This window comes from Rhizobium sp. SYY.PMSO (genome assembly GCF_046840415.1).
Taxonomy (GTDB): Bacteria; Pseudomonadota; Alphaproteobacteria; order Rhizobiales; family Rhizobiaceae; genus Rhizobium.
On sequence record NZ_CP177350.1, the window covers coordinates 44,713 to 59,747 of the forward strand.

General features: G+C 60.2%; 14 protein-coding genes and 6 pseudogenes. 9 read left to right on the forward strand and 11 right to left on the reverse strand.

The window, feature by feature from the left end; genetic code table 11:
* Window positions 1-96: 96 nt before the first annotated feature.
* The 7 genes and pseudogenes from ACJJVH_RS18405 to ACJJVH_RS18435 all read left to right on the forward strand — a co-directional run.
* Window positions 97-876 carry an SDR family oxidoreductase gene (locus ACJJVH_RS18405; protein ID WP_412065653.1) on the forward strand — a complete coding sequence of 260 codons (780 nt, stop codon included), beginning with the start codon at window positions 97-99 and terminating at the stop codon, window positions 874-876.
* Complete coding sequence (locus ACJJVH_RS18410) at window positions 873-1,580, forward strand: amino acid ABC transporter permease (protein WP_113384221.1); 708 nt, start codon at window positions 873-875, stop codon at window positions 1,578-1,580. The genes ACJJVH_RS18405 and ACJJVH_RS18410 overlap by 4 nt, the downstream gene beginning before the upstream one ends.
* Window positions 1,577-2,335 (forward strand): amino acid ABC transporter permease, encoded by a 759-nt coding sequence (locus ACJJVH_RS18415; protein ID WP_112799087.1) that lies wholly within the window; start codon window positions 1,577-1,579, stop codon window positions 2,333-2,335. Before ACJJVH_RS18410 ends, ACJJVH_RS18415 begins: the two co-directional genes overlap by 4 nt.
* A complete protein-coding gene (locus ACJJVH_RS18420; RefSeq protein WP_112799089.1) occupies window positions 2,332-3,102 on the forward strand; it encodes an amino acid ABC transporter ATP-binding protein in 771 nt (256 codons plus the stop codon). The genes ACJJVH_RS18415 and ACJJVH_RS18420 overlap by 4 nt, the downstream gene beginning before the upstream one ends.
* Before the next feature lie 31 nt (window positions 3,103-3,133).
* A complete protein-coding gene (locus tag ACJJVH_RS18425; protein ID WP_412065654.1) occupies window positions 3,134-3,970 on the forward strand; it encodes an ABC transporter substrate-binding protein in 837 nt (278 codons plus the stop codon).
* Between the two features lie 98 nt (window positions 3,971-4,068).
* On the forward strand, window positions 4,069-4,743 hold the full coding sequence (locus ACJJVH_RS18430) for a 4-carboxy-4-hydroxy-2-oxoadipate aldolase/oxaloacetate decarboxylase (protein ID WP_112799093.1): 675 nt from the start codon (window positions 4,069-4,071) through the stop codon (window positions 4,741-4,743).
* 128 nt (window positions 4,744-4,871) lie between these two features.
* A pseudogene (locus ACJJVH_RS18435) lies at window positions 4,872-5,093 on the forward strand (IS110 family transposase); the annotation flags it as partial.
* A 264-nt stretch (window positions 5,094-5,357) separates the two neighbouring features.
* Here ACJJVH_RS18435 and ACJJVH_RS18440 read toward each other — a convergent pair.
* A pseudogene (locus tag ACJJVH_RS18440) lies at window positions 5,358-5,837 on the reverse strand (integrase core domain-containing protein); the annotation flags it as partial.
* On the opposite strand from ACJJVH_RS18440, the pseudogene ACJJVH_RS18445 reads away from it, so the two are divergent.
* Both ACJJVH_RS18445 and ACJJVH_RS18450 read left to right on the forward strand, forming a co-directional pair.
* Window positions 5,835-6,100: pseudogene (locus ACJJVH_RS18445) on the forward strand (IS110 family transposase); the annotation flags it as partial. The pseudogenes ACJJVH_RS18440 and ACJJVH_RS18445 sit on opposite strands and share 3 nt — an antisense overlap.
* An 86-nt stretch (window positions 6,101-6,186) precedes the next feature.
* A pseudogene (locus ACJJVH_RS18450) lies at window positions 6,187-6,420 on the forward strand (IS481 family transposase); the annotation flags it as partial.
* A 92-nt stretch (window positions 6,421-6,512) separates the two neighbouring features.
* Here ACJJVH_RS18450 and ACJJVH_RS18455 read toward each other — a convergent pair.
* The 10 genes and pseudogenes from ACJJVH_RS18455 to ACJJVH_RS18500 all read right to left on the reverse strand — a co-directional run bounded on the left by ACJJVH_RS18455 (window position 6,513) and on the right by ACJJVH_RS18500 (window position 15,034).
* Entirely contained in the window at window positions 6,513-6,752 is a 240-nt protein-coding gene (locus ACJJVH_RS18455) for a response regulator (protein WP_412065655.1), read from the reverse strand.
* Between the two features lie 157 nt (window positions 6,753-6,909).
* A pseudogene (locus tag ACJJVH_RS18460) lies at window positions 6,910-7,884 on the reverse strand (alpha/beta hydrolase).
* Window positions 7,885-7,967: 83 nt separating this feature from the next.
* Window positions 7,968-8,755, reverse strand: a pseudogene (locus tag ACJJVH_RS18465) (alpha/beta fold hydrolase); the annotation flags it as partial.
* Between the two features lie 136 nt (window positions 8,756-8,891).
* The gene (locus ACJJVH_RS18470) at window positions 8,892-9,785 is read right to left on the reverse strand and encodes a polysaccharide deacetylase family protein (RefSeq protein WP_412065656.1); all 894 of its coding nucleotides are present in this window, start codon (window positions 9,783-9,785) and stop codon (window positions 8,892-8,894) included.
* Window positions 9,778-11,028: a cytochrome P450 gene (locus ACJJVH_RS18475; RefSeq protein ID WP_412065657.1), complete on the reverse strand. Its 1,251-nt coding sequence runs from the start codon at window positions 11,026-11,028 to the stop codon at window positions 9,778-9,780. Before ACJJVH_RS18475 ends, ACJJVH_RS18470 begins: the two co-directional genes overlap by 8 nt.
* Window positions 11,025-12,047 (reverse strand): ABC transporter ATP-binding protein, encoded by a 1,023-nt coding sequence (locus tag ACJJVH_RS18480; RefSeq protein ID WP_412065658.1) that lies wholly within the window; start codon window positions 12,045-12,047, stop codon window positions 11,025-11,027. Before ACJJVH_RS18480 ends, ACJJVH_RS18475 begins: the two co-directional genes overlap by 4 nt.
* Window positions 12,044-12,454, reverse strand: a complete 411-nt coding sequence (locus ACJJVH_RS18485) for an oligopeptide/dipeptide ABC transporter ATP-binding protein (RefSeq protein ID WP_412065659.1) — start codon at window positions 12,452-12,454, stop codon at window positions 12,044-12,046. The genes ACJJVH_RS18480 and ACJJVH_RS18485 overlap by 4 nt, the downstream gene beginning before the upstream one ends.
* Window positions 12,455-12,466: 12 nt before the next feature.
* Window positions 12,467-13,138 carry an ABC transporter ATP-binding protein gene (locus ACJJVH_RS18490; protein WP_412065660.1) on the reverse strand — a complete coding sequence of 224 codons (672 nt, stop codon included), beginning with the start codon at window positions 13,136-13,138 and terminating at the stop codon, window positions 12,467-12,469.
* 4 nt (window positions 13,139-13,142) lie between these two features.
* A complete protein-coding gene (locus ACJJVH_RS18495; RefSeq protein WP_412065661.1) occupies window positions 13,143-14,033 on the reverse strand; it encodes an ABC transporter permease in 891 nt (296 codons plus the stop codon).
* Window positions 14,033-15,034: an ABC transporter permease gene (locus ACJJVH_RS18500; RefSeq protein ID WP_412065662.1), complete on the reverse strand. Its 1,002-nt coding sequence runs from the start codon at window positions 15,032-15,034 to the stop codon at window positions 14,033-14,035. Before ACJJVH_RS18500 ends, ACJJVH_RS18495 begins: the two co-directional genes overlap by 1 nt.
* Window position 15,035: the final 1 nt, after the last annotated feature.

Here is a 15,035-nt window from a genome sequence, read left to right on the forward strand (position 1 = left end):
ATCTCCATAAAAGTTGCTTATTACTCCAAAAGTAATCGGTCTTAGGCAAGGAGTTGAAGCTCCGCTAATGTCCAAACCAACAAAAAGGGGATCAGAATGCCATTCTCCGATTACAAGACCGCGCTGGTCACCGGCGCTTCCTCCGGTATCGGCGCCGCAGTGGTGGAGCGGCTTTGCTGCGAGGGCATAGAGGTGCATGCGATTGCCCGCAGTGCCGGTGCCCTGAGGGAACTGGCCGAGCGCACGGGATGCATCGCCCACGTCGTCGATGTGACGGATCGCGCCGCAATGGCCGATCTTGCCAACCGGGTTCAGTTCGACATTCTGGTCAACAACGCTGGCGTCGACCGGCCGAAGAAATTCCTTCAGGCGGATGAGGAAGACATCGATCTCCTCATCGATGTCAATCTTCGCGCCGTGCTGCACATCTGCCGTCTGGTCGTGCCGGGGATGGTTGCTCGCGACCGCGGACACGTCATCAACATCTCCTCGATTGCCGGAAACTACAATTTCGGCGGCAATTCAACTTATCATGCCGTCAAGGCTGGCGTCGCCATGCTGTCGAACCAGCTGCGCATCGATGCATTCGGCAAGCGGGTCCGCGTCACCGAGATCTGCCCTGGTCGTGTTGCGACCGATATCTTCAACCACGTCCATGGTGATGACCCGAGCGTGCGCGAACGCTTCATCGACGGGTTTGAGCTGCCGCAGGCGGCCGATATCGCGGATGCGATCGCCTTTGCGATTTCAGCGCCGGTCGCAGTCAATATCGGTCATATGGAGATCACCCCGACATTGCAGGTGATGGGTGGCCTGCAGACGGCAAAGCCCGAGACATCCGCCACCACCTATGACGCGGAAGGTGCGAAGCGGTGAGCGGGTTCGATCTGTCGGCCATCCTGAGGAATCCGGATTACGTCGCGATGCTCTTGCAGGGCATCGAGATGACCTTCGTCATCTATATCGGCTCCTGGCTCCTTGCGATGACGCTGGCCATCCTGCTTTTTGCCCTGCGGGTCTCGCCGCTTCGCATCGGCGAGCCGGTCGTGAAAGCCTACGTCTCCTACCATCGCAACGTGCCGACGCTGGTGCAGCTGATGTTCTGGTATTTCGGGATCTATACACTGATGCCGCAAGGCGTCACCGACTGGCTTGCCGACCACAATGCCGAGGCGATCTTCGCCATCATAGGTCTGGGGCTGTGCCAGGCCGCTTATTTCAGTGAGGATTTGCGCTCCGGGCTGCGGTCCGTCAGCCCAGGGCAGATGGAAGCGGCCAAGGCACTCGGGCATGGCTATATTTCGGCCATGCGTTTCGTCATCATGCCCCAGGGCGTGCGCAATGCCCTGCCGCCGCTCATCAATCACAGCGTATCCCTTTTCAAGAACAGCAGTCTCGCGATCGTCGTAGGTGCGTCTGAACTTACGCATGCCGTCAAGGAAATCGACAATGTCAGTTTCCGTACTTTCGAGATCTATCTGATCGGTACGGTCATCTATCTGTTCTTCTCCCTGATCATCATGGCCCTCGGCGCGTATATCGCCCTGCGCAGTGATCCGGTGCGGAGGGCGCGCGCGTGATCCAGGATATCATCAAGATCATCCATGATTATTGGCTTCTGCTGCTGATCGGCCAGTATCCCAATGGCCCGTTGGGCGGGCTTGCCAATACGCTGATCCTTTCGGCGCTTGCCATCGGGCTCGCATTCCCCGTCAGCATTCTGCTTGCCATGGCCCGGCTTTCCAAATGGGCGGTGCTCAGATGGCCCGCAACCGGCCTCGTCTACATCACGCGTGGCGTTCCCCTGCTGATGCTGATCCTGTGGTGCTATTTCATCGTTCCGCTATGGACGGGGGCGGATGTCCCGAGCTTCCTGATCATGCTGGTAACGCTTGTCATCTATGAGGGTGCATTCCTGAGCGAGGTTGTGCGGGCCGGCATTGTCTCGCTCGGCCAGGGGCAGATGGACGCTGCAAGGGCGCTTGGCCATAGTTACAGCGGCGCAATGCGCTTCGTAATCCTGCCGCAGGCGCTCTACAACATGATCCCGAGCATGATCTCCACTTTCGTCTCGACGATCAAGGACACGACGCTCGGCTATATCATCAATGTGCCGGATCTGACTTTCGCGGCAAGCCAGGTCAACAACCAACTCCTGTCGCAGCCCTTCCAGGTCTTCTTCATCCTCGCCGCTGCCTACTATGTGCTCTGCTGGAGCCTGACCCATGTCGCAAACAGTGTCGAAAGGCGGATTGCACGGCGGCGAGCCGGGCCAAGGAAGATCCGCTTGCGCAGCGACGTCGTTCCCCTAAAAACATTCACGGAGCAGCTATGAGCATCCCAGTTTCCGGGCCGCAGGACGGCGCTCAGGAGATACGTCTTCGCGAGGTCTGCAAGAGCTACGGTCATTACCAGGTATTGAACAACATCAATGCCGACGTCAGCCGCGGCGAAGTGGTCGTCATTTGTGGTCCTTCAGGTTCCGGCAAGTCGACCCTGATCCGTACGGTCAATCGGCTGGAAGAGGTCAATAGCGGTTCGATAGACTTCGAGGGAAAGAATATTCATGCCCCGATGGGTGCCGCTGAACTTAACCGGCTACGCAGCCGGATCGGCTTCGTCTTTCAGAATTTCAACCTGTTTCCGCATTTATCGGTGGTCGACAACGTTTCCATGTCGCCAATCCGGGTCAAGGGTGTACCGGCAAAGGTGGCGCGCGAGAAGGCGCTTGCATTGCTTGATCGCGTCGGTCTGGCCGACAAGGCGAATGCCTATCCAGGTCAGCTTTCAGGCGGCCAGCAGCAGCGTGTCGCCATTGCCCGCGCGCTGGCGATGGAGCCACCCGTCATGCTCTTCGATGAGCCTACGAGTGCGCTTGATCCGGAAATGGTCGGCGAAGTTCTCAGCGTTATGAAGAATCTGGCGGCTGAAGGAATGACCATGCTCTGCGTCACCCATGAAATGGGCTTTGCTCGCGACGTGGCTGACCGGATTTGGTTTATCGATGCCGGCGAGATCCTGGAAACTGCGCCTCCAGAGGAGTTTTTCAAGAGCCCCCGTCATCCCAGAGCTCAGCGCTTTCTTTCGGATCTGCGCCACTAAACATCCCAAGTCAATAACAAGGAGAACAGCTATGGATTGGAAATATTTCACCGTGACATTGGTGCTTTCCGGTGTCGCCTTCGCCTTGCCGGCCGAGGCGGATCAGCTCGATGCCATCATGTCGGCAAAGACGCTCCGCTGCGCGACTTATGCAGACGTGCCGCCGTTTGCCTCGCCCGATCCGAAAACTCGTGAAATGGTTGGCTTCGACGTCGATCTGTGCAAGGCGATCGCAAACGAACTTGGCGTAAAGGCCGAGATCAAGCCGATCTCGGTCGAGGCGCGTGTTCCTGAAGTGAAGCTGGGCCGCGTCGATATCACGGTTGCCAACCTTGCTTATACGCTCAGCCGTGCAGAGCAGATCCAGTTCAGCGACCCCTATTATATTGCCAAGGAGATGTTGATTGTTCCGGCGGATGACGCGGGCAAAACCAAAGCCGATTTCGAAGGCAAGCGTCTTGCTTCGACCAAGGGTTCGACTTCGGAATTGGCAATCAAACTCAACAAGTCCGATCCGCTGACCTTCCAGGATACCGGATCTGCCTATCTTGCCGTCCAGCAAGGAAAAGCACGCGGGCTCGTGGCCAACACCATGACGACGACGCTGCTTGTCAACGAATCCAAGACGAAGGGCAAGCCGATGCGCATGATCGACGACCCCATGCTGCTGGAGCCGGTCGGGATCGGCATGCAAAAGGATCAGCCGGCGCTCACCGCAAAGATCAACGAAATCCTCCATAAGCTCGACGATGCCGGCGAGATCAACAAGATCTGGGAGAAATGGCTTGGTCCGAATACCGAGTACAAAATGACCCGTACCGAAAAGGTCGTCCCGATCACCGAATTGAAGTTCGATCCGATTCCCTGACGAAGGGCTGCCGAGCCCGGTCAGTTATCCATCTGAAAATTGTCACCGATTGCAGGCGGTGGGCGTGCCCGCCGTCGGCTTAATCATGGGAGGTTTCCGTGACCCACATCAAAGATATTGCCAAGCGCCCGAGCAAGGTCGACATCGACGCGCTCGCCAGATTCTCGCCCGCAACGATCCATGAGGCCCAGGGCCGCCGGGGTGCACTCTCCTCGCGCCTGAAGCCGGTGGATTATCGCATGAAGCTTTGCGGTCCGGCTTTTACGGTGAAATGCGCGCCGCGCGACAACATCATGCTGCAGCTTGCGATCAACTACGCCAAGCCGGGCGACATCATCGTCGTCTCCGCGGGCGAATATGAGGAAGCCGGCTCCTTCGGCGATGTGCTCGCCAATGCCTGCCTTGCCAAGGGCATCGGCGGTCTGGTGACCGACAGCGGTGTACGTGACACGCTGCAACTGAGGGAGCTCGGATTTCCGGTTTTCTCGCTCAGCGTATGCATCAAAGGTACGGTCAAGGAGACGATCGCATCGGTCAACGATCCGGTCATCGTTGGCGGCGAAATCATCAATCCCGGCGATATCGTCATCGGTGACGCAGACGGGCTGGTTATTGTCCGTCAGGAAGAGGCGCAGGAGGTGGCGCAGCTATCGCAGGCTCGCGACGATGCCGAGGCGGGCTATATCGAAGCCTATAAGCAAGGCAAATCTGTCATCGAAGTCAGCAAGCTGGAGGCTGTTTTAAAAGCCAAGGGGCTGATTGTCGGCATCTGATGTTATTCTGAAAGATCGCCCATCGCGAAATCTTCAATGTCCGAGGCTTGAAACATGTGGTGGAAGCGCCTTCGAAGCGATGCGCTTGCTTTATCGCAAGTATGGCGTTGAGAAAGACGACGCGTACTCGGATGATGCGAACATTGCTTTATGAAGCGGCGCAAGTTTTGCTGACCGTAGTGAAGAGGTGGTCCTGGTTGAAGGCCTGGGCGAAGAATGTCGCCAGACGCCGGGGCCGACAGAGAGCAACCGTTGTCCTTGGCCGCAGGTTGGCAGTGGTCATGCATAGAATATGGTCTGACGGCAGTGAGTTCCGCTGGATGCGGGAGGAGGCTTGCTCCGTCATGTAAGATACAAGCCCGTTGCGGGCGAAACGACCGATAACAAGATCCGCCACGGGTGGATGAATGTCCTTCGCGGGACGGAGGATGAAGAGAGGGCGTGCCGGGACTCGTATCCATTGTGGCAACACAAATGAGGACGTTGTTTAGGTTGCCCCCTTCATTCCAACTGATCCCATGCCGGGAGGGCCACTGCGCCAATCCCGAAGAGAAGCATGGCCTCGCGAAGACATCGGACATCCTGGCAGAAGAGAAGCTTGAAAGTGCTTGACCTCAATCCGCCGAATAGAGAAGTCCCGGCATGTGATGGGTTGGATCGAGCCTGAATCTTTCGGGCTCCTTTGTCCAGACGGTGCAGATATATTCATAGGGTGTAAGGCCTCGAAGGGTCTTGAGTCGGCGGGCGAAATTGTATGCCGCGACGAAATCGGCGATATGCCGGCGGAGCTGATCGTGGCTGTCGTAGTGATAGCGTTTGACGGTCGCCTCTTTGATCGTCCGGTTCCTCCGTTCGACCTGGCCATTTGTCCAGGGATGCTTGGGTTTGGTCAGCCGATGCTCGATGCCGTGTCGCCAGCATGCCCGGTCGAACGGATGGCCGCGGAACCGGGCGGTTGGTCCGTTGCGGTTCTTGGGGATGTCCGGCAGTCTCGAAATTCCATGTCGTTGCAGGCATCGATGCAATGACGATCGCGTCAGATGCGGGATTGTCGGCTGAAGAGCATAGAGGCAATCATCCAGCGCCAGCAGCGTACCTTCCATGGCAAGATCATCAGGCGGGGCAACAAGTGGCTGCGCTGGGCCTTTGTCGAAGCCGTCACCCCGGCCATTGCCAGCATATCCAGCTTCGAGCCCAATACGAACATCTGAAGTTCAGAGGAGTAAACAAGGCGCGTGTTACCATCGCGCGCAAGCTTTTGACGATCGCCTTCCAGATCCTGGGTGACCAGCGCGCTTACGAGCCGCGCGGCACGAGCCTCACGGAAGGCGCGTCGATGATATCCCGGTTGTCCTGATGATAATCTAGCGAGCCCGGCAGGACTAGGTGTTTGATCCCGGCATTTGATGGTGCAATCTTTTCCACCGAATGGAAGGAAGCACTATGAGCCAAATTCGTCACGGGAGCGCCACGACCACGCACGCAGTCCGAGCTGCAATACAGCGATCGCAAGCTTCGGCCGCGGAGTTGAGCCGGAGCTACGGGATCAATCCGAAGACGGTTCTGAAGCGGCGCAAGCGGACGACGGTCGAGGATCTCAAAACCGGACCGAAGGAGCCGCGTCCAACCATTCTCAGTGAAGAAGAGGAGGCGATTGTCATCGCGTTCCGGCGGCACAAGCATTTCCTCCAGATCGAAGGCTTGACCAGATAGTCGTCGGCGCCGTCATCAAGCCCGGTCAACCGGTCGGTCAGTTCGCCGCGGGCGCTTCACACGATGATCGGGACGCCTGGGGTGTCGACCCGCAGTTGCGGAATGAGGCCCAGGCCATCGCCATCGCCATCGGGCAGCGTGCGATCGAGCAGAACGAGTTCGTGCACTCGCGACCGCGATGCTTCACTGGCGAGCGACAGGCTCGTTACCCAATCAACGACGAAACGGTCGCGTTCAAGCGCGCTACGCAAGGCTTTGACGAACTCGGCTTCGTCTTCAATGAGAAGTATCCTCATGATGGCGCTCCTGCAACGCGGGAAGGCGTCCCTGAATGAGTGCAGTGGAACCTCTTGGCACCGAGCTGTAATGCCCCAATACCGATACGTCTCAGTTTCCTTGTCGTGCCCCGGTTTGACATGCATTCGGGACCTTCGACGCAGAGCTGGGTGACGACTACGCCAGGCAGCCAGTGACAAAACGAACGACTTCCTCCGTGAGCTCCTGATCCTCCGGAGCGCCTCCAAAGCCGCCATGCGGCATTGCCTCGAAAACATGCAGCTCTGCCGGAGCTCCCGCACGTCTCAGCTTGCGATGAAGTCTCACCGCATTGGAAAGGAACAGATCGCGGGTTCCACTTTTCGGGGAAAATCGGCCGATATTTCCCCGAAAAGTGGAGACAGATAGGGATGAGACAAATCCGCTCCGTTTGCATAGAGCAGGTTATTCGACATCAGCGAATTCGGTAGGGTGACGTCGATCGTCCGGTTGGTCTGAAAGCTGTCACCCGATTCAGTGAGATCCACTTCCGGGGAAAGGAGCACGGCGCCGGCCCTCGTCCCGTGCCCTCATAATAGCAGCCATCGCCAAGTTACCGCCGGCCGAGCGACCGCTAAACACGACACGGTTTGCGCCATAGCGCTGGATCAGGTGCCTGTAGGTCACGATGCAGTCATCGAGAGTGGCGGGATAGGGGTGATCTGGTGGCATGCGATAGTCGATACCGTAGCAGATCATGCCGTTCCGCTCTGCGTGTATTCGCGCACTTTCCCGACAGGAATGGCCACCGCCAAAAACAAGCGCGCCGCCATGCAGATCGATAAAAACGCAGTCCCCAAGTCTGATATTTTCCGGTGTCGCTACATGGACCGTGGTTGTGCCGAAATGTAGCGTTTCGAGATTTCCTTTCGTTTCCTTCACCGCCTCCGGAAGAGTTTCGGCATAATACCTGTCGGCAGCGATCTGCATCTGCCGCCATGCCTCATGATCTTGTGGTGATGGTGTTGGAAAAAGCGCGTTGAGCGGTGTTCCATCGCGTACGGCGGTATGCAACATCGCATGCGCTTCGGTGCTTATTGAGGCGGGGACGGGTATTATGCGTTCGTCCAAGCGGACGCCCTGTAAAACAATTGTTTTTTTACGTTCTTTCATTGCAAGTCTCTCCCAATCCATCCGCCTCGCTGAGCCGCCATGAGGGCATTTAGCTCTCCGCCATCGAGAGCATATCGGCGGCATTACTTCCCATTGGGCAGAACGCAACTGAGGAAGCCACGGATAAGACTCGCGATCTCGTCGGCATGGGTCTCCAGCGCGAAATGTCCGGCGTCGAGCAGGTGCACTTCCGCATCCGGGAGGTCGCGCTTCTAAGCTTCAGCGCCGGGAGGAATGACGCCAGATCATGACGACCCCAGGTGGCCAGAACGGCGGGCGATGCTCGCGGAAGTACGACTGGAAATCCGGGTAGAGCGCCACGTTGTTGCGATAGTCGCGGATCAGGTCGAGCTGGATCTCCTCCGCGCCCGGCCGAGCCATATAGGCGATGTCGAGCTCGTAGCCATCCGGAGAAAGGAGTTCTGGATCGGCTCCGGTGCCATATTGCCAGTTCCTGATAGTGTCCGGGGACAGCGATGGTCGGCAGGCTTCGCGGTTGGCGTCGCTCCCATCGCGCCAATAGTCCTCCCACGGCCCCACTGATCGCTGAAGCCGTCGACATAGGCGTTGCCGTTCTGGCTGATGATTGCCGACACCCGCTTGGGTTGACGAGTCGCTAGACGCAAACCGACCGGAGCGCCACAGTCAAAGATGTATAGAGCGTAGCGATTGAGCGCGAGGGCTTCCGTGAACCTTCAACCACATCGGCAAGGCGATCGAAACTATAGTCGAACTCCCCGCGTGGTGGCGCCTTGGTCTGGCCGAAACCGGGCAGATCGGGCGCGATGAGCCGGTAGCGATCGGCCAGTCGCGGGATCAGGTCAAGGAACATGTGACTGGCTGGGGGAAAACCGTGCAGGAGCAGGATGATAAGGATGCCAAGCGCGTGCCGACGGTTTGAATCCCTTCAAGGCCAATTTTGGCGAAATGCAGTTCAACATCAGTTAGTTCGTAACAGCGGCAAACCCTCGAAGACCTCATTGCGGATTGGATTGCCGGTAGCGCCATCACTGTTTAACATATTCGGCCACCTGCGCATGTGTGGCAAACCAGACATCGCCCCGCGCCTTGATGTGCCTTATCAGCTCCTCCAGCAGCCAGATACGCGACCGATAGCCGATGATATGCGGATGGCAGGTGAGTTGGAACATGCCGCCCTCGTTGAATGCCGCGTCGAACTCCTGGATGAAGATCTCCAGGACATCCTTGGGCGTGATGTAGGGGCGCAGCGATCCCATGCGGTGCATGGTGAGATAGGCGCCGTCGTCGCGGATCCATTCGACCGGCACCTCGATGATTCCCGAGGGCGTTCCATAGATCAGCAGCTCATAGCATTCGTCATCCGACATCAGGGAGGAATCGTAGAGCAGGCCGAGTTCCTGCTGGATCTTCAGCGTGTTCGGGCTGAAATCCCAGGACGGCGTGCGCATGCCGACAGCCCGTTTCCCGGTGATCTTTTCCAGCATGTCGGCGGCGCGGAACATCAGGTCGCGTTCCGCCTCATAGGGCAGAACGGAATTCAGTTCGTGGATCCAGCCATGGATGCCGATCTCGTGGCCCTCGGCAATGACGCGCACCTGCTCTTCCGGGTGCAGTATGGCCGAGACGGCGGGAACGAAGAAAGTGGCCGGCACCGTATGGCGCCTCAACATCTCGAGAATGCGCGGAACGCCGACCCGCGCGCCGAATTCGCCCCAGGCGAGCCGGCCGATCGATTTTCCGCCGTCGCGCAGCTCGTTGGTCTCGTGATCGGAATCGAAGGAGAGCGCCACGGCACAGCGCGCGCCGTTCGGCCATGATTTCGGCTTCAGCGGCCGTCCGGCACGTACCTGGCCGACGATCTTGCGCCAATGGTCTTCGGGCCACTGCCAGGGTTCCAGATGGGCGGCCTCGTCAGACATGTTGATCACCTTTCGGGTTCTTGAAGATCGCGCAGAAGGAGAGATATTTGTGCTGCGACGTGCCGCCGACGAGACGCGGCGGGTCGTCGGGGTCGAGCTCCATCCCGCGGCGATAGAGTTCCTTCAGCACATGCACGAGCAGACCGATCGCGCCATCCGTGCCCGGTCTGCCGGTCGTCATCTCCCGGCCCATGCACAGATGCGGGCCGGCGCCGAAGCTTAGGCCATAGAGGCGCGGGGCAGTGATCGTCCGATAGGGATTGAAGCTGTCCGGCTCTTCTCCGAAGGCGCTCGCATCGCGGTTGGCGCCGGAGATGTCGGCACGAATGAGGTCGCCGGCCTTCATCTTGCGGCCGGAGGGAAGCTCCATGTCGCTCGTCGCTTCCCTGACCAGAAAGGGTACGGTCGGATAGAGCCGCAGCGCTTCCTGGGCGGCGATCCGCAGGAATTCCTCGTCGGTGAGCTTGCTCCTGTCCTCGGGGTGATTCTCGATCCATCGCGCCAGCGCTTCGGCGGCTTTCGGCGTTGCCGCCGCCGTAGTGTTGACCGAGGCCGTCAGGAACAGGCCGACCTCGTAGACCATCAGATCGTCAAGGGCGGCGTCCTGATCCGTCGCCTTCAGCATGAGCGTGATGAGATCGTCCGGCAGGTCCTTGTCGCCGAGCGTTCCGTCAGCCACCTTCGCCAGCAGATCGATGCGACGCTGCCGGGAGGGGAAATAGAAATTGTCGCAAAAGTCTTTCCATGTTCGGTGGGCCTGGGCGATGGCGGCCTCGTTCGGTTCCATGGCCCAGACCTGGTCGCGGCCATTGGCGATGTTGGTGGAATGCTGGACGAGTTCGTCCACGGCCTCTTCCGTCGGCAAGTCGAGGCCGATCAGCGATGCCGAGACCTTGACGATGGCCGCACGGATGATGCGCGGCAGGTTTTCCACGCGCGCAGCCTGGCCGTCCGGGTTCAGCGCTATGGCTGCGTCGAGACGGGCGCGCAATTCCTTGACGAGAATATCGTGCTCGTAGAAGGCGAGCCTGGCCGGGCGGAACAGGGCTGCGACCAGCCGACGACGGGCCATATGTCGCTCGCCGTCGATGGAGGTGATGATTTCAGGCAGATGCGGCACGCGGCCGCCTTCCAGCGCGTCGCCCTGGATCAGCTCCTTGGCGCGCAATACGGCCTCGGCCTCGGCATAGCCATCGGTCTTGGGAATGTCGAAGAGGATGACGCGTTTGGTCGTCTGGGTCATTGGCAATCTTCCGCGAAGTGACAGGCAACGCTACGCTCAGCAGCGAGCGAACGGGTTTGGGGTTCGATCTGGGTGCAGATATCAGGGTTGCCCTTTGCCTTGCGCAGCCAGCATCGATTGTGGAAGCGGCAGCCGCTGGGCGGCGACACCGCCGAGGGCACATCGCCCGTCAGCACGATCCGCTGTCGGCGACGCTCGGTCGCCGGATCCGGATTGCGCACGGCCGAGACGAGTGCCTTTGTATAGGGATGGGCCGGAGTGTCGATCACCTCGCGGGTCGGCCCGCTTTCGACGATGCGCCCGAGATACATCACGACGATCCGATCGCTGATGTGCCGCACGATCGAAATGTTGTGACTGATGAACAGATAGCTCAACGACATTTCATCCTGCAGACGCTGGATGAGGTTGATAATCTGCGCCTGGATCGACACGTCGAGCGCGCTGGTCGGTTCATCGGCGACGATGAGATCCGGCGAAACGGCGAGCGCCCGGGCGATGCCAACCCGCTGCCGCTGGCCGCCGGAGAGCTCGTGCGGATAGCGATCGCGGACATCGAGGCGGAGACCGACGCGTTGCAACAGGTCGCCGACCCGCGCGCCGCGGTCCGATGCCGCGCCGATATCGTGAACCGTCAGCGATTCCATCAGGGTCGCGCCGATGCTGACGCGGGGACTGAGGCTCGAATAGGGATCCTGAAAGACCATCTGCATCCGCCGGCGCATGCGGCGCAGGGGCTCCCCCTTCATCTTCGACAGTTCCGTGCCGTCGAATTCCACCGAGCCTGCCGTCGGCCTGACGAGGTCGAGAACGGCCTTGCCGGTCGTGCTCTTGCCGCAGCCCGATTCGCCGACGAGCGCGAGGATCGAGCCCTTCGCCAGCTGGAAGCTGACATCGTCGACGGCCCGCAGCACGCCGACCTGGCGCGAAAACACGATGCCCTTGACGAGCGGGTAATGGACCTTCAGGCCCTTGACGTCGAGAAGAGGTGCAGCGGAATTCGCCGTCACTGCCATCATGTAACCTCCCGGCGCTCGAAGAGGACGATGTCCGGCGACGATAGGCCGTCGGGGGGCAGTGCGGCCGCAAAGGAAGGCTCGAGCGGCATGCCGGCTGCGGCTTCCGCCGGGGTCGGACGATTGTGGCAGGCGGCGACATGCATGGTCCCCGTCTCGGACGTCCAGGCGGCTGATGTCGGCACCTCGCGCCAACAGATCGGTCGCCGCCAGCGGCAGCGTGGCGCGAAGGGACAGCCCTGCAGTGGCAGCAGTTGGTTCGGCGGCACGCCGTCGATCGGCACGAGCGCGTTTTCCTGTTCTCCGTCGATCCGCGGAGAGGCGCGCAACAGGCCGATCGTATAGGGATGGGACGGGGCGGCGAACAAATCGTCCGTCGTGGCCGTCTCGACGATCATGCCGGAATACATGACGATGACCCGCTACGCCGTGCCGGCGACGACGCCGAGATCGTGGGTGATCAGCAGCATCGAGGTCTTCATGTCGCTGACGAGACCCATCATCAGGTCGAGGATCTGCGCCTCGACGGTAACGTCGAGGCCGGTCGTCGGCTCGTCGGCAATCAGCAGGCGCGGCTTCAGCGCCAGCGCCATGGCGATCATCACTCTTTGGCGCATCCCGCCGCTGATCTGGTGCGGATAGGCGCGCAGCATCGCCTCGCCGCCGGCGATGCCGACCATGTCAAGGAGCGCCGCCGCTTTCCGGCGCACGGCCGCACGGTCCGCCTTCTCGTTGGTCCGCATGATCGCTTCGGACAATTGCTCGCCGATCGTCAGCACCGGATTGAGGCTGGTCATCGGGTCCTGGAAGATGATCGATATATCGCCGCCGCGCAGTTCCTGCATTTCCGCATCCGAGAGCGTGGTAATATCCGTGCCGTCGAAGCGGATCGAGCCTTTCTCGATCCGGGCGGCAGGCTTGGGCAGAAGGCAGGTGAGCGCCAGCGCGGTCATGGACTTGCCGCAGCCCGATTCCCCGACAATGGCGACTACTTCGCTCTGGTCCAGATCGAAGCTGATCGCGTTGACGGCATGCACCTTGCCGCGTTCGCTTTTGATGGTGACCGTCAGCTCATTGACGCTGAGTAATGGCATGGCGTCACCTTTTCGCTTTCGGATCGAGGGCATCGCGCAAGCCGTCGCCGAAGAGATTGACGCCGAGCACGACCGCGACGATACAGATGCCCGGGCCGAGCACGAGATGCGGGAACTGCAGCAATGCGGCGCCCTCAATCATCATGCCGCCCCATTCGGGAATGCGCGGATCCTGCGGGCCGAGACCGAGAAAGCCAAGGCCTGCGACGGTGATGATCGTCGTGCCGAGTGCCAGCGTCGCCTGGACGATCATCGGCGTCAGTGCGTTCGGCAGCGTATGGATAAAGAGGATGCGCCATTTCGGAATGCCGGCGGCGCGCAGCGCCGTCACGAAATCTGCCGCCTGCAGCGAAAGGAGGCTTGCCCGCAACAGCCGCGTGAAGGTCGGCGCCAGAGACAGGCCAACGGCGATGGTCAGCTGGAAATCACCCTTCCCCAGCCAGGAGACGACGCCGATGGCGAGTAGGATGCTCGGAAAAGCCATCAGCACATCGGTGATGCGCATCACAATGGAATCGACGATGCGACCGCCGGCGCCGGCAATGGCCCCAAACGCGCCGCCGATCAGCAGAGCCCAGGCGACGGTGAGCGCGGCGGAGGACAGGCTGTAGCGGGATCCGTAGACGATACGGCTGAAGACATCGCGGCCAAGCTTGTCGGTCCCCAGGAGATGTGCGGCGCTCGGCGATTGCAGGGCTGCCCGCATGGACATCTTCGCCGGATCGCAGGGCGCGATCCATGGTGCCGTGATCGCCATGACGACGAAGATGAGGATAACGGCAAGGCCTAGCATGGCGGCACGGTGGCGCAGCAGCCGGCGCCGCGCCGTCTTCCAGAACGACTCCCCTTTACGGGACAACGCGATGACAGAAGGTGTGGTGTCCACCGCGGCCATCAGTAGCGAATCCTTGGATCAAGGACGGCATAGCTGATGTCGACCATCAGGTTGACGAGGATGTATATGACGGCAAACACCAGGATGGACGACTGGATCAGGAAATAATCGCGATCGTTGATGGCATTGACGACGAGCGAACCGACACCGTTCCACCCGAATACAGTTTCGGTGATAACGGTGCCGGAGAGTAGCGTCCCCACCTGCAGGCCGATCACGGTGCTGACCGGAAGCCAGGCATTGCGCATGATATGGCGCTGATCGACGCGCCGCAGGCTGATGCCCTTCGAACGGGCAGTGCGGACATAGTCTTCCCGTGACGTTTCCATCACGCTGATCCGTGTCATGCGCGCCACCATGGCCATGGGCATCATGCTGAGCGTGATGGCCGGCAGGATAAGATGGGCGAGGGCGTCGAGGAAGGCGTCCATGCGCCCCTGGAAGAGCGTGTCGATCAGCAGGAAGTTCGAATAGACGGTGATGCCGATGCGCGGATCGATCCGCCCCGATGTCGGCAGCCATTGCAGCCAGGCGCCGAAGACATATTGCAGGATCGGCCCGAGCACGAAGATTGGAACGGATACGCCGAGCAGCGAAAGGGCCGTCATGCCGGTATCGACACCCGATCCCGGCCTGCGCGCGGCGCGCCGTCCGAGAAACACGCCGGCCGTGATACCGATCGCAAGCGCGCATACCGACATTTCGACCGTCGCCGGAAACCGGCTGAAGAACTCGGTGCGCACCGGCGCGCTGGTGATCAGGCTCGAGCCGAGATCGCCTCTCGCGAGCCTGCCGAGATAGTCGAAATACTGGACCCAGAGGGGGCGATCCAGCCCCTGGCTGGCGCGCAGGCTGGCAACCAGTTCCGGCGTCGCGCGATCCCCTAGGATCGCCGCCGCCGGATCGCCCGGCAGGAGCCGGACGAAGACGAAGGCGATGAATGTCACCCCGAGCAGCACAGGTATGGATACGAGAATACGCCTGGTGACGTATCGGATCATC

What these genes read in the sequence shown, in the direction of transcription:
- ACJJVH_RS18405 (WP_412065653.1), top strand. Translation starts at nt 97, where the DNA reads ATGCCATTCTCCGATTACAAGACCGCGCTGGTCACCGGCGCTTCCTCC.
- ACJJVH_RS18420 (WP_112799089.1), top strand. Translation starts at nt 2,332, where the DNA reads ATGAGCATCCCAGTTTCCGGGCCGCAGGACGGCGCTCAGGAGATACGT.
- ACJJVH_RS18425 (WP_412065654.1), top strand. Translation starts at nt 3,134, where the DNA reads ATGGATTGGAAATATTTCACCGTGACATTGGTGCTTTCCGGTGTCGCC.
- ACJJVH_RS18455 (WP_412065655.1), bottom strand. Translation starts at nt 6,752, where the DNA reads ATGAGGATACTTCTCATTGAAGACGAAGCCGAGTTCGTCAAAGCCTTG.
- ACJJVH_RS18470 (WP_412065656.1), bottom strand. Translation starts at nt 9,785, where the DNA reads ATGTCTGACGAGGCCGCCCATCTGGAACCCTGGCAGTGGCCCGAAGAC.
- ACJJVH_RS18475 (WP_412065657.1), bottom strand. Translation starts at nt 11,028, where the DNA reads ATGACCCAGACGACCAAACGCGTCATCCTCTTCGACATTCCCAAGACC.
- ACJJVH_RS18480 (WP_412065658.1), bottom strand. Translation starts at nt 12,047, where the DNA reads ATGATGGCAGTGACGGCGAATTCCGCTGCACCTCTTCTCGACGTCAAG.
- ACJJVH_RS18485 (WP_412065659.1), bottom strand. Translation starts at nt 12,454, where the DNA reads ATGTATTCCGGCATGATCGTCGAGACGGCCACGACGGACGATTTGTTC.
- ACJJVH_RS18490 (WP_412065660.1), bottom strand. Translation starts at nt 13,138, where the DNA reads ATGCCATTACTCAGCGTCAATGAGCTGACGGTCACCATCAAAAGCGAA.
- ACJJVH_RS18495 (WP_412065661.1), bottom strand. Translation starts at nt 14,033, where the DNA reads ATGGCCGCGGTGGACACCACACCTTCTGTCATCGCGTTGTCCCGTAAA.
- ACJJVH_RS18500 (WP_412065662.1), bottom strand. Translation starts at nt 15,034, where the DNA reads ATGATCCGATACGTCACCAGGCGTATTCTCGTATCCATACCTGTGCTG.